The organism is Sphingomonas rustica, assembly GCF_039652585.1.
Classification (GTDB): domain Bacteria; phylum Pseudomonadota; class Alphaproteobacteria; order Sphingomonadales; family Sphingomonadaceae; genus Sphingomonas; species Sphingomonas rustica.
The window spans coordinates 319,726-332,067 of sequence record NZ_JBDIZK010000004.1 but is presented as its reverse complement, the minus strand read 5'-3'; the positions used below and the strand labels follow the sequence as shown (position 1 = coordinate 332,067).

Genomic DNA, 12,342 nt, shown 5'->3' with positions numbered 1-12,342 from the left:
GCCGCTCCCGAAAGACCGATGTCCCGGAGGAGTGGAAGAATGACGAGCGCGACGCATCAGGATGACGCGGAGTTTCACGCGCGGGCGGCTGCAAACCAGTCCCGCCTGACCGCAGCGCTGAAGCCCACCTATGACTTTATCGTCTGCGGCGCGGGAGCGTCCGGGTCGGTCGTTGCGGCGCGTCTGGCGGAAAATCCCGACGTCCAGGTGTTGCTGGTCGAGGCCGGCGGCAGCGACGCGGTCGAGGCGGTGCTCGACCCGGCGCAATGGCCGGCCAATCTGGGCAGCGAGCGCGACTGGGGCTTTGCGGCGGAGCCCAATCCCCATCTGAACGGACGCGCGCTGTCGATGTCGATGGGCAAGGTCCTTGGCGGCGGATCGAGCGTCAACGTGATGCTGTGGGCGCGGGGCCATCGCAACGACTGGGACTATTTCGCCTCGGAAGCGGGCGACAGCGGCTGGGGTTATGACACAGTCCTCGACCTGTATCGCCGCATCGAGAATTGGCAGGGCGCCCCCGACCCCCAGTATCGCGGCGACTCCGGCCCCGTCTGGGTCCAGCCCTCGGCGGATGCCAGCCCGGTCGCGCATGCGATGCTGGACGCAGCTGCCGAGCTTGGCATCCCGACGTTCGACAGCCCGAACGGCCGGATGATGGAGGGGCCCGGTGGCGCCGCGATCACCGACGTCCTGGTCCGCGACGGTCGCCGCAACTCCCTGTTCCGCGCCTATGTCCGGCCCGTGCTCGACCGGCCCAATCTGACGGTGCTGACCGATACGCTGGTCCGAAGGGTCGTCCTGGATGGAAACCGCGCGACCGGCGTCGAAATCATTCACGGTGGTGAGCCCAAGACGATCAAAGCGACGGGAGAGGTCATCGTCTCGCTCGGCGCGATCCAGACCCCCAAGCTGCTGATGCATTCGGGCATCGGCGACCGGGAAGAGCTGGAACGTGCCGGCATCCCGGTCGTCCACCATCTGCCCGGTGTCGGCCAGAACTTCCAGGACCATGTCTCGTTCGGCTGCACCTGGGAATATAAGGACCCGATCGCCCCGAGAAACGGGGGAAGCGAGGCCACCCTCTACTGGAAGAGCCGTCCGGACCTCGATGCGCCCGATCTCCTGTTTTGCCAGGTCGAGTTTCCCGTGCCGAGCGAGCGCACTGCCGCGCTCGGCGTGCCGGAGCATGGCTGGACGATGTTCGCCGGCCTGGCACAGCCGAAGAGTCGGGGGCGGTTGCGGTTGCGCGACGCAAATCCGCTGTCTCCGCTGCGGATCGACACCAACATGCTTTCCGATCCGGAAGATGTCCGTGCCGCCGCCCGCTGCGTCGAACTGTGCCGCGAGCTGGGCAATTCACGGGCGTTCAGCCCGTTCGTGAAGCGTGAGGTCATGCCGGGCAACCTGTCGGGCGGTGCCATGAGCGATTATATCCGCGACGCGGCCGTCACCTATTGGCATCAGACCGGCACCGCGAAGATGGGGCGCGACGCCCTGTCCGTGGTCGACGCCTCGCTCAAGGTCTACGGAATCGAGGGACTGCGCGTCGCCGACGGGTCGATCATGCCGCGGGTCACCACCGGCAACACCCAGGCGCCCTGCGCCATCATCGGTGAGCGCGCTGCCGAGCTGATCCGCCTCGCCCATCACCTTTAACCCGCGGCCAGCGGTCGTTCGGACGCCTCGCGTCGAACGCCGGACGGGGTTCCGCACCAGATCGGGAGCTGTCGAAATGTACCATGGTGTCATGCCTGTCGACGGTAGCCATCAAAGCCTCCTGCCGGTCCCGCCCACGCGGATCGGGCGGATCCTTGTCGTCCAGGACGATGGCGATGCGCGCCGGTCGACCCTGTCGCACCTACGCGATCATCAGTGCGACGCAGCGGGTTGCGGCGCGCTCGACGTCGCGCGGCATGTGCAGAACCAGACGCTCAGCCTGATCCTGGTCGATTCCAGGCTGGGAACCTATAGCGGCCTCGATGTCCTGCGGCAGATCCGCGGACGGTCGAGCGTGCCGGTCATCCTGTACGGGGATCGGAACCAGGCCGATGTCGAACGCATCATCGGGCTTGAACTCGGCGCCGACGATTTCCTGTGCGCACCGCTCAACGTCCACGAACTGCTTGCCCGAACGCGCGCGATCCTTCGGCGACAGGATCTCGGCCGCCTCGGTATCGGGGCCCTTCGGGGCGGCTACGGGTTCCGGGGCTGGGCGTTGCGCCACGTCACTCGGGCGCTGACATCGCCTTCGGGCGAGCCCGTCGGGCTGACGAAAAAGGAATATGCGCTGCTCGTGGCGCTGCTGGAAATGCCGGGGCGGCCGCTGTCCCGGCTCCACCTGATGCGTGCGACACGGACGCATGAGGATATCTACGACCGCAGCATCGACGTTCAGATCCTGAGGCTCAGGCGCAAGCTCGAGGCCGATCCTTCCGGCGTGGGGTTGATCAGGACCGATCGCGGCGTGGGCTATATCCTCGATGCCGAGGTCGAGACCCTCTTCTAGGGCCTCCGCCGGTCGCTACGCGATCCGCCCGTCCCAAAAAAATGCAGTCGCCATGGAGGAGGGGCCCATGGCGACTGCGGGGTAGGGAGGGTACTCCTGCATCCGGAAGCTCCCTTGCGAGAAGCCTCCGGATGCGAGTCTTGTAGCGGGAGCGTCTTGCGGCTCCCTCACGCGCCTGTGACGAAATGTTTCCGTCAGGCAGCCGCCAGCTTGTTCATGCGGTCGTTGGCACCGTCGAGCGTCACCGTGTCACCGGCCGCCCTGCGACGCGAACACCAGTCGCGCAGAAGTTCCGAGCAGGTATGGTCGATCGCGGTACAGCGGCTCATGTCGATCCGCACGTTCGAACCGTTCGGCATCGCGTCGAGCCGCTCCGACAGCTTGGGCAGGCTGACCATCGTCGCCGCGCCGTCCAGGGTCAGCGTACGGCCCTGTTCGGTTTCGGTTTCGTCGACCTTCAGGCGCAGGCGGCGCAGGTTCGGCAGGAGTTCGATCAGCGACAGTCCGATACCGACCAGAACGCCGGTCAGCAGGTCCATCGTGACGACCAGGATCAGCGTCACTGCCCAGATCAACGCCGGCAGAATGCCATAGTCCTTGAACAGGTGCTTCGCATGGTCGAGGTTGACCAGCTTGACGCCGGTCACGACCAGCACCGCGCCAAGCGCAGCCATCGGAATCTCGCGCAGCATCCAGGGGAGCAGCGCGACGAAGGCGAGAATCCACGCACCATGGAGGATTGCCGAGGCCCGGGTCACCGCGCCGGCCTGGACGTTGGCGGAACTGCGGACGATCACGCCGGTCATCGGAAGGGCGCCCGCGGCACCGCACAACAGGTTGCCGACGCCCTGGGCGCGAAGTTCCTTGTTATAGTTGGTGCGCACGCCGTCGTGCATCCGATCGACCGCGGCGGCCGACAGCAGCGTCTCGGCGCTGGCGATGAACGCGATCGCGATCGCCGCGGTGATGACTGCCGGGTTCAGGAACTGCGTCAGGAAGCCGTCCTGGGGGAGGGCGACTGCGGCGACGATGCTCTCGGGCACTTCGACGCGGGTCACGTTCAGCGCCATGAAGAAGGCGATCGCGGTTGCGATCAGCACGCCGACCAGTGCGCCTGGCACCAGCTTCATCGATGCCGGACGTATCTTTTCCCAACCGATCATCGACACGATCGTGACGATGCCCAGCGCGAGCGCGAGCTCGGTCTGGCGGATATCGGGCGACAGGCCGAGCAGGCGACCGGGAATGGCCGCAAGATTGGCGAGGCCGCTCGACAACGGGGTCGCGTCGAAGAGGACGTGGAACTGGCCGATCACGATCAGCACGCCGATGCCGGCGAGCATGCCGTGAACCACTGCGGGAGAGATCGCGCGGAACCAGCCGCCGACGCGGAAGACGCCGGCGAGGAACTGGATGATGCCCGCCATCATGAGGATCGGTCCCAGTGCGGACAGACCCTGGTCGCGGACCAGTTCGAAGACGATCACCGCCAGGCCGGCGGCCGGGCCGCTGACCTGCAGCGGCGAACCCGCCAGCGCGCCGACGACGATGCCGCCGATGATACCGGTGATCAGTCCCTTCTCGGGCGGGACGCCCGACGCGATCGCGATGCCCATACACAGGGGCATCGCGACCAGGAACACGACGATCGAGGCAGTGAAGTCGCGGGCCATCCAGCCCGCCGGCTTCGTCGCTTCGCTACTCATTCAGCGGCCTCCGCATAATGGTTGCCGCTCGCCAGACGGCGGCCGGCAGCCAGGGCGACCGGAAGCGGGCCCTCTTCGTTGATCGGCAGGAACCGGCCCGACTGGCCGTCCAGCGCAAGCACTGCGCCGGCGCCGATGTCGAAGAACCAGCCGTGCAGCGCCAGCTCGCCGCGGGCGATCGCGGTGGCGACCGACGGGTGCGTGCGCAGATGGGCGATCTGGACCACCACATTCTCGAGGCTGGCGGCGCGAACCGACTCGCCATTCTCGAGCTCGGGATAACCGCGCTCGACGACGCTCTGGGCCGCGTGGCTGTGACGCAGCCAGGCAGCGACGTTCGGCATGCCGTTCAGCATCTCCGGGTTCATCAGCGCCTTCATCGCGCCGCAGTCGGAGTGACCGCACACGATGATATCGCGCACCTTCAGCGCCTCGACCGCATATTCGACGGTCGACGACACGCCGCCATTCTGGGTGGCGAAGGGAGGGACGATGTTGCCGGCGTTGCGGCAGACGAAAAGGTCGCCAGGCGCCGCCTGCATGATGTGCTCGGGGACCACGCGGGAGTCCGCGCAGGAGATCATCAGTGCCTTGGGGCTCTGGCCATGGGTTGCGAGCTTCGAATAGAGATCGCTCTGGTTGGAAAAGACTTCCTTCGAGAAGCCGTATACCCGTCCAATAAGTTCATTCACGGTGCAATGCTCCATTACACGCCCGGAATTCGGGCACGCTCTAGAGGTAGCGAGGCGAGTTTGCTGCGACGCAGCGTCCGTGTAATGAATTGTTTCCGGATTCGCCGGCCCGTTTCAGACCATCGGCAGGCAGATTTCGGCGCGCAGGCCGCCCTTTTCCCGATTCGTCAGGCGCAGCGTGCCGCGCTCCGCGTCGACCGTCCGCTTGACGATCGACAGGCCGAGTCCCAGCCCGACCGTGTCGCGCGCGCGGGCGTGATCGAGCCGCACGAAGGGCTGCAGCACCTTCTCCAGCGAGTCTTCCGGGATGCCGGGCCCGTCGTCCTCGATCCTGACGAGCGCAATTTCCTCGTGCGCCTCGATCGTGATCCATACCCGCTTGCCATAATGCAGGCCATTCTCGACCAGGTTGCTCAGCGCGCGCTTGATCGCACTGCGCCTGACCGTGAGGTTCAGGTGGCGCGGGCCGGCATAGCGGACGTCGAGGCCGCGATCGCGCGCATCGTCGGCGATCGTCGCGCACATCACCGCCAGGTCGATCCGCACCGCCGCCTCGCCATTGGCGTCGCCGCCATAATATTCGAGCAGCGAGTCGATCATCGCCTGCATCTCGGTCAGGTCGGATTCCATCGCCTGGTAGACGTCTTCGTCCTTGATCGCGTCGGCGCGCAGGCGGAGGCGGGCCAGCGGCGTGCGCAGGTCGTGCCCGACCGCCGCCAGCGCCTGGGTCCGGTCCTCGATCAGCCGGTGGATGCGCGCCTGCATGCGGTTGAACGATCCGATCAGCCGGCGAACTTCCCGGGTGCCGCTCTCCGGCACTTCCTCGGCGCCGTCGCCGCCGACATGTTCGGCGGCACGGGTCAGCCGGCGCAGCGGCATCAGCGTCTGACGCACCAACAGGCCGCCGATCAGCACCATCGCCACCGCCGGGGCCAGGCCGAACAACAGCCGTTCGAACGAGAAGCCGAGGTCATGGACCGGTTCGCGCGTGGCGAAGGTCATCCAGCTGCCGTCGGGCAGGGTCAGCCCCCCGACGATCACCGCGTCGCGTGCGGGACCAGTCAGGCGCAACCGGACATTCGCCCTGGCGAGCGACGGTTCCCAGGTCACGACCTGCGTATGGATCCGGTCCAGCGTGGGCGGGATTTTCAGTGCCGGTGGCAGCGTCTTCGACCAGCGAACCTCATAACGCGACGTCGTCAGGTCCTCGGCCAGGTCCGACCGCTCCGCGGCCGGGTGTTCCGACAGGAACTTGCTCGCGATCACGAGGTGCTCGGCCAGGCGCCGCGCCTCGTCGTCGCGCACCGAAAGCCGGCTTTCGCGTTCGTGAAAGAAGGTGCTGGCACCGAATTCGATCGTGACCGCCAGCAGGAGGATCGCGAAGATCCGGCCGATCAGACCGATCGACGGGTGGGGAATGCCCTTCACTCGCGTTCCACGGGCGCCTTGAGCATATAGCCGATGCCCCGCACCGTCGCGATCGGCGCGGCGCTGCCGGCGGTGGACAGCTTGCGGCGAAGCCGGCTGATCAGAACGTCGACGCTGCGGTCCGAACTGTCGCCCAGTCGCGTGCGCGACAATTCGATCAGTCGCTCGCGCGCGATGACCCGCCCGCCATGCTCGCACAGCGCGACCAGCAGGTCGAACTCGGCACCGGTGAGGTCGACCACCGATCCTTCGGGCGAGAGCAATTCACGCCGCGGCAGGTTGATCGTCCAGCCGTCGAAGCGGAAGATGCCCTTGGACCGGTGCACCGTATCCTCGCGTCCGCCCTCGCGGCGAAGCACCGCGCGGATGCGGGCGACCAGTTCGCGCGGGCCGAACGGCTTGGTGAGGTAATCGTCCGCGCCGAGTTCGAGCCCGACGACCCGGTCGGTTTCGCTGCCGCGTGCCGAGATGAAGATCACCGGCACCGTGCTGCGCGTGCGGAGCATCCGGCACAGGTCGATCCCGCTGGTGCCCGGCAGCATGATGTCGAGGATGACGAGGTCGACCGGGCCATTGTCCAGCGCCACCCACATCTCGGCACCGGTCGCGGCCGGACGAACGGTGAAGCCGTTTTCCTGGAGGACCCGGGTCGTCAACGTCCTGAGCGCCGGGTCGTCCTCCACCAGGATGATCGTCTGGGAGGTCATGGGCGGCGGTTGATGCATCCGGAACGAGTTAGGAACCCCTTCCTTCAGGGTCAAGCAAACTCGCCGCCGGCGTCTCCGCGCGGCCCAGCGCCGACAGGACGATCCCCCCCAGGATCAGCGCCATGCCGGCCGCGTGATAGCCATGAAGCGTCTCGCCCAGAAAGCCCGCCGCCAGCAGCGCGCCGAATAGAGGCAGCAAGGTCGATGCTTGGCCGGTGCGAGCCGCGCCCAGGGTGGCGACCGCCATGTTGAACAGCAGATAGGCGATCAGCGACGGGAACAGCGCGACATAGAGGATCGCCGCGATGGTGCCCGGCGTCCACAGTATCTGTCGCCCGGCCAGCGCCTCGCCGATCGCGAGCGGGGTCATTGCCGCCACCCCGATCGCGAAGGTGACCGCCAGGAACGACAGCTGCGACACCGCTGGCCGGTCGCGCAACAGGCTGGTGTAGAGCGCCCAGGCGGTCACCGCGATCAGCATCAGGATTTCGCCATAGCCCAGCCGCAGGTCGAACAGCGCGAGCAGGTCCCCGTGCAGGACGACCAGCAGCACGCCCAGCGTCGAGACCAGTACCGCCAGGATCGCACGCCGCGTCGCGCGCAGGCCGATGAACAGGCGATCGAACAGCAGGACCAGCGCCGGGACCGCTGCCTGGAGCAACAGGCTGTTGGTCGCCGGCATATGTTCGAGCGCGGTGTAGAGGAACGCGTTGAACGAGGCGACGCCGAGCAGGCCCAGCACCAGGATCCGCGTCCATGCCGACCGCACGGCCGGAAGGTTGGCGACAAGGTCGCGCCACACGAAGGGCAGCATCACCAGCAAGGCGCCGGTCCAGCGGAACCAGGCGAGCGTCAGCGGCGGCACCTGCCCGTGGATCGCGCGTCCGACGATCGAATTGCCCGCCCAGAGCAGCATCACGACCACCAGCATCGCATAGGCGCGACCGGTTCCGGAGCGGGACGCGGCTGGCGGAGGGGTCAGACAAATGCTCCGAGCTCGGCCATGCCCTCGGCCACCGGATAGCCGGTGACCTCGACCCCGGCGGCGTCGAGCCAAGCATGGGCGTCGATCGGCTTGTCGGTCGAACGACGCGCGCCGAAATGGACCGCGCTGTCGATTCCGCGGCGCTTCAGCATGGCGTGGGCCGCCATCGCCTGCGGCAGGCACACCGCCTCGAAGGGAACATGGGTCGCTGCTCGGGTCACCGCCCAGCCGACCTGGCGAGCGGTCCGGTGCTGCGCCTCGGGCGCTTCCGCCCGGCATGCGGCAATTCGCGGATCGCCCGGGGGAACGAAGGTGCCCAGGTCCTTGGCGATCGCACGGAACGGCAGGAGACGGATTCGCATCCGGGCGGCCAGCAACTGCGCCGACGCCTCGATCAATAGCGCGCGCTCGCGCCAGTCGACCATGCGCAGGCGTTCGAACTTCGATTTCCAGCTGCGCTTGCGGCTCACTTCCGGCCCCTCGGGCGGAAGTTCAGCCGCCGCGACACGTTATAGTCCACCACCGCCATCACGAAATAGGCGACGAACTGCTTCACCCGGGTCAGCACCCCGGTGCGTGCGCGGTGGATCTCGCGCGTGATCCGCACCGAATTGGCGATCTCGTTGTCGATATAGTCGCAGACATGCGCGGCAAAGGCATGATCCTCGATCCGCAGCATCAGCTCCAGGTTCAGGTACATCGACCTGATGTCGAAATTGGCCGATCCGATATGGACGACATCATCCACGACATAGAGCTTCGTATGCAGCTTGGTGGGCTGGTACTCGTAGATTTCGACCTTCTTGCGCAGCAGGCCGGCATAGGTGAAGCGCGCTGCCCACAGCGACGCGGTATGATCGACCTTGGACGGCAGGACGACCCGCACCCGCCCGCCGCGACGCGACGCCTTGTCCAGGCGGCGCAGCATCGCCGGATTGGGCGCGAAATAGGAGCTGATCAGGTCGATCCGGTGGGCAACGCGCATCTCGCGCTTCACCACTCGCGCCCAGGGCGACAGCCGGCGCATCGGCCCGCCGAGCAGCCAGCGCGTCGCCCCTTCGGGCTCGCTCCAGCTGTCCAGCGTCTTTCCCAGCTTGCGCATCGACGGGCGCGACTGTTTCGCCCAGCGGGAAAGCGCGTCGAAATAGCCGACCAAGCGGGCGGCGGCGGGTCCCTCGACCAGCAGGCCGAGGTCGCGCCACGCCTGATCCTCCGCGGTGCCGAAATAGCTCGCCTGGATGTTGAACCCGCCGATGATGACGCGCGCTTCGTCCGCCAGCGCCAGCTTCTGGTGATTGCGCAACAGGTAGCGCCTGCCCCAGCGCGGCACGAAGCGGCAGACATCGACTCCCGCATCGTGCAGGGGATCGAAGAAATGCCGGCTCGCCGCATGTTCGCTGCCCAGGCCATCGACGATCAGCGAGACGCGCACCCCGCGGCCGGCCGCGGCGATCAGCGCGCTGCGCACCGCTGCGCCCGCCTCGTCATTGACGTAGATATAATAGAGCACCCGCAGCGAATGGCGCGCCGAGCCGATCAGCTCGAGCAATGCCGCCAGCCGCTCGGGTCCTTCGGTGAGCATCCGCAGCCGATTGCCGTCGACGGTGAAGCTGGGCTGGGTGACGCGCGCGTCCATTGCGGCTCCACATGCGGGGACGCGCGGCAAAGGGCAAGGCCGGGCACGCGCGCCGGCGGCAAGGCCTGCATTTTCTTGACTTTGCGCGGTCGCGTGACTAAGTGCCACGCCTTTCCCGGACACCATTATTCTAAGGAAGCCAGATGGCGCGCGTCACCGTCGAGGATTGTGTCGACAAGGTTCCCAACCGGTTCGACCTCGTGCTGTTCGCGGCACAGCGTGCCCGCCAGATCTCTGGCGGTGCCGAACTGACGCTTGATCGCGACCGCGACAAGAACCCGGTCGTCGCGCTGCGCGAGATTGCCGAGCAGACCGTCCGCCCCGATCATCTCGAGGAATCGGTGGTCAGCAGCCTGCAGCGCGTTCAGATCGACGACGAGGAAGCGCCGGACGCGATCGGCAGCCTGTCGGCCTCGGCCGAGGCGCTTCGCCTCACCGCCGCCGCGCCGCCGCGCAACCAGAATCTGGGCGGCGACTACGACGGCTGATCCGTTCTCAAGCCGGTTCGAAAAGGGCCCCGGAAGCGATTCCGGGGCCCTTTTCCGTGTCCGCGATCACGCCGGCTCGCGGTCCTCGCCGGACCCAGTATCCTCCGGCGCGTCCTTGCGGCCCTTGAAGCCCTGAGCCACCACGAACCACTCGACCGATCCCTTGCGGCTGGATGGCGGCTTGGCGTGTTTTACGGTCGTAAAATTACGCTTCATCTCGGCGACCAGCGCCGAGTCTGCGCCGCCGGCAAAGACCTTCGACACGAAGTCGCCGCCGGGCGCGAGCACCTGAACCGCGAAATCCAGTGCGGTCTCGACCAGGCCCATGGTGCGCAGTGCGTCCGTCTGCGGATGGCCGACCGTGTTGGCCGCCATGTCGGACAGGACCAGATCGGGGGCACCGCCCAGCGCCTCGATCAGCGCGCCGGGCGCCGCATCGGCCATGAAGTCCATCATCAGGATCTGGACGCCGTCGATCGGATCGACCGGCAGGAGGTCGATTCCCGCCACCGCTGCCTTGGGCACCTGACGCCGCAGCACCTGGCTCCAGCCGCCCGGCGCAATGCCCAGGTCGATGACCCGCTTCTTGCCCTTCAGGAAGCCGAAGCGCTCGTCGAGTTCGATCAGCTTGTAGGCGGCCCGGCTGCGATAGCCCTCCGCCTTCGCGCGCTTCACATAGGGGTCGTTCAGCTGGCGCTCCAGCCAGCGCGTCGACTGGGTCGTGCGTCCGCGCGCGGTCTTGACCCGCGTATGTCCCCTGGCACCGCCACGGCTCATATCGTTTTTCCGTTCATCAATCGGCGCAATATGCCTTCGCGAATCCCGCGATCGGCAATGCCCAGCCGCTCGGCAGGCCACAAGTCAAGGATGGTCTCGAGAATCGCGCATCCGGCGACGACCAGATCGGCGCGCTCCGCACCGATACAGGGCACCTTCGAGCGCTCCGCCAGGCTCATTCGCGACAGTTGCTGGCTGACGGCGCGCATCGACGGTGCCGGCACGATCAGGCCATCGACGATCGACCGATCATAGCTTTCCAGCCCGAGATGAACGCTGGCGAGGGTGGTGACCGTCCCACTGGTTCCCAGCAGGCGGCGCAGCCCGGCCGGCGGTTGGAGCCGGTCGACAAACGGCTTGAACGCCTGCTCGACGCGTGAGCGCATCTCGGCATAGGCGGCGGCCCGACCTTCGGCGCCTTCGCCGTGCCCGACCGCCTCGGTCAGCGACACCACGCCCCAGGGTGCGCTGTGCCAGTCGAGGATTCGCGGAACCGGGTCGCTCGAATCGACCAGGGCGAGCTCGGTCGATCCGCCGCCGATGTCGAACACCAGCGCCGGCCCGTCTCCGGGCTCGAGCAACGCGTGGCATCCCAGCACCGCCAGCCGCGCTTCTTCCTCCGCGGTGATGATGTCGAGCGCGATGCCCGTCTCGCGATAGGCGCGCTCGATGAATTCCGTGCCGTTGGATGCGCGGCGACATGCCTCGGTGGCGACCGATCGGGCCAGCGTGACCCGGCGCCGCTTCAACTTGTCGGCGCAGATCCTGAGCGCAGCGATCGTGCGGTCGATCGCGGCATCGGACAGGCGACCGGTCGTCGCAAGTCCCTCGCCCAGCCGGACGATCCGCGAAAAGGCATCGACCACGGCAAAGCCGCTTCCCTGCGGCCGGGCGATCAGCAACCGGCAATTGTTCGTGCCGAGGTCCAGCGCCGCGAAGTGGCGCGGTTCGCCCCAGCGTCCACGCACCGTACGGCCCGGACCGGGCGCGCTTCCCATGATGACGGGGGATTGATCCCGTCCCTGGGGTATTCTGGCTGAGCCATCCCCCATCGTCTCGACTTTCTTATGTTCTCTCCGTCTCGGCGGAAGGTCCGCCGTCCGGTGCTTGGGGGCGAGGCTAGCGCGCCCGGGCCGCGGGGGCAAGCGAAGGCGCTCAGCATGGTTGACACGACTCGCCGGCTTGCCTAGACGCGCCGCTCCACGGTGCCCCGTCGTCTAAAGGTAAGACTACGGACTCTGACTCCGTCAATTGAGGTTCGAATCCTCACGGGGCATCCAGGCTACTTAGAACCTTTGGTTTTTGCGGCGGCGTACGGACCTGTTCCCGCGTTGCATGCCGGCTTGGCAATGAGGCCTTGGGTAGCGTGTGCAACTGACCCCGCATTTTCTCCGCTGCGTGTTGCGCCGCGTCCCGA

Annotated in this window: 12 protein-coding genes and 1 tRNA gene; 4 read left to right on the top strand and 9 right to left on the bottom strand. The window is 67.1% G+C overall.

Annotated elements, in window-relative coordinates; all coding sequences use genetic code 11:
- Positions 1–39: 39 nt before the first annotated feature.
- Positions 40–1,656 (top strand): GMC family oxidoreductase, encoded by a 1,617-nt coding sequence (locus TPR58_RS09270; RefSeq protein WP_346246352.1) that lies wholly within the window; start codon positions 40–42, stop codon positions 1,654–1,656.
- 91 nt (positions 1,657–1,747) lie between these two features.
- A complete protein-coding gene (locus TPR58_RS09265; protein ID WP_346246351.1) occupies positions 1,748–2,506 on the top strand; it encodes a winged helix-turn-helix domain-containing protein in 759 nt (252 codons plus the stop codon).
- Positions 2,507–2,700: 194 nt separating this feature from the next.
- Here the strand turns inward: TPR58_RS09265 and TPR58_RS09260 are convergent, their stop codons facing one another.
- The 7 genes from TPR58_RS09260 to TPR58_RS09230 all read right to left on the bottom strand — a co-directional run bounded on the left by TPR58_RS09260 (position 2,701) and on the right by TPR58_RS09230 (position 9,660).
- Entirely contained in the window at positions 2,701–4,212 is a 1,512-nt protein-coding gene (locus TPR58_RS09260) for a SulP family inorganic anion transporter (RefSeq protein WP_346246350.1), read from the bottom strand.
- On the bottom strand, positions 4,209–4,904 hold the full coding sequence (locus tag TPR58_RS09255) for a carbonic anhydrase (protein WP_346246349.1): 696 nt from the start codon (positions 4,902–4,904) through the stop codon (positions 4,209–4,211). The genes TPR58_RS09260 and TPR58_RS09255 overlap by 4 nt, the downstream gene beginning before the upstream one ends.
- A 114-nt stretch (positions 4,905–5,018) precedes the next feature.
- Positions 5,019–6,332, bottom strand: a complete 1,314-nt coding sequence (locus TPR58_RS09250) for an ATP-binding protein (RefSeq protein ID WP_346246348.1) — start codon at positions 6,330–6,332, stop codon at positions 5,019–5,021.
- Positions 6,329–7,039: a response regulator transcription factor gene (locus TPR58_RS09245; RefSeq protein WP_346246347.1), complete on the bottom strand. Its 711-nt coding sequence runs from the start codon at positions 7,037–7,039 to the stop codon at positions 6,329–6,331. Before TPR58_RS09245 ends, TPR58_RS09250 begins: the two co-directional genes overlap by 4 nt.
- 28 nt (positions 7,040–7,067) lie before the next feature.
- The gene (locus TPR58_RS09240; RefSeq protein WP_346246346.1) at positions 7,068–7,970 is read right to left on the bottom strand and encodes a DMT family transporter; all 903 of its coding nucleotides are present in this window, start codon (positions 7,968–7,970) and stop codon (positions 7,068–7,070) included.
- A 47-nt stretch (positions 7,971–8,017) separates the two neighbouring features.
- Positions 8,018–8,494 (bottom strand): lasso peptide biosynthesis B2 protein, encoded by a 477-nt coding sequence (locus TPR58_RS09235; RefSeq protein WP_346246345.1) that lies wholly within the window; start codon positions 8,492–8,494, stop codon positions 8,018–8,020.
- Positions 8,491–9,660 (bottom strand): phospholipase D-like domain-containing protein, encoded by a 1,170-nt coding sequence (locus TPR58_RS09230; protein WP_346246344.1) that lies wholly within the window; start codon positions 9,658–9,660, stop codon positions 8,491–8,493. Before TPR58_RS09230 ends, TPR58_RS09235 begins: the two co-directional genes overlap by 4 nt.
- Positions 9,661–9,803: 143 nt before the next feature.
- Here TPR58_RS09230 and rpoZ point away from each other — a divergent pair, with 143 nt between their 5' ends.
- Positions 9,804–10,148: a DNA-directed RNA polymerase subunit omega gene (gene rpoZ / locus TPR58_RS09225; RefSeq protein ID WP_346246343.1), complete on the top strand. Its 345-nt coding sequence runs from the start codon at positions 9,804–9,806 to the stop codon at positions 10,146–10,148.
- 66 nt (positions 10,149–10,214) lie between these two features.
- Here rpoZ and TPR58_RS09220 read toward each other — a convergent pair whose 3' ends face one another.
- Complete coding sequence (locus TPR58_RS09220; protein WP_346246342.1) at positions 10,215–10,925, bottom strand: RlmE family RNA methyltransferase; 711 nt, start codon at positions 10,923–10,925, stop codon at positions 10,215–10,217.
- A complete protein-coding gene (locus tag TPR58_RS09215; RefSeq protein ID WP_346246341.1) occupies positions 10,922–11,923 on the bottom strand; it encodes a Ppx/GppA phosphatase family protein in 1,002 nt (333 codons plus the stop codon). Before TPR58_RS09215 ends, TPR58_RS09220 begins: the two co-directional genes overlap by 4 nt.
- A 208-nt stretch (positions 11,924–12,131) precedes the next feature.
- On the opposite strand from TPR58_RS09215, the gene TPR58_RS09210 reads away from it, so the two are divergent.
- Positions 12,132–12,205, top strand: a tRNA-Gln gene (locus TPR58_RS09210).
- Positions 12,206–12,342 lie beyond the last annotated feature (137 nt).

Bases quoted from the DNA above. Each gene is read 5' to 3' on its own strand.
- TPR58_RS09270 (WP_346246352.1), top strand. From the start codon at position 40: ATGACGAGCGCGACGCATCAGGATGACGCGGAGTTTCACGCGCGGGCG.
- TPR58_RS09265 (WP_346246351.1), top strand. From the start codon at position 1,748: ATGCCTGTCGACGGTAGCCATCAAAGCCTCCTGCCGGTCCCGCCCACG.
- TPR58_RS09260 (WP_346246350.1), bottom strand. From the start codon at position 4,212: ATGAGTAGCGAAGCGACGAAGCCGGCGGGCTGGATGGCCCGCGACTTC.
- TPR58_RS09245 (WP_346246347.1), bottom strand. From the start codon at position 7,039: ATGACCTCCCAGACGATCATCCTGGTGGAGGACGACCCGGCGCTCAGG.
- TPR58_RS09240 (WP_346246346.1), bottom strand. From the start codon at position 7,970: ATGCTGGTGGTCGTGATGCTGCTCTGGGCGGGCAATTCGATCGTCGGA.
- TPR58_RS09230 (WP_346246344.1), bottom strand. From the start codon at position 9,660: ATGGACGCGCGCGTCACCCAGCCCAGCTTCACCGTCGACGGCAATCGG.
- rpoZ (WP_346246343.1), top strand. From the start codon at position 9,804: ATGGCGCGCGTCACCGTCGAGGATTGTGTCGACAAGGTTCCCAACCGG.
- TPR58_RS09220 (WP_346246342.1), bottom strand. From the start codon at position 10,925: ATGAGCCGTGGCGGTGCCAGGGGACATACGCGGGTCAAGACCGCGCGC.
- TPR58_RS09215 (WP_346246341.1), bottom strand. From the start codon at position 11,923: ATGGGAAGCGCGCCCGGTCCGGGCCGTACGGTGCGTGGACGCTGGGGC.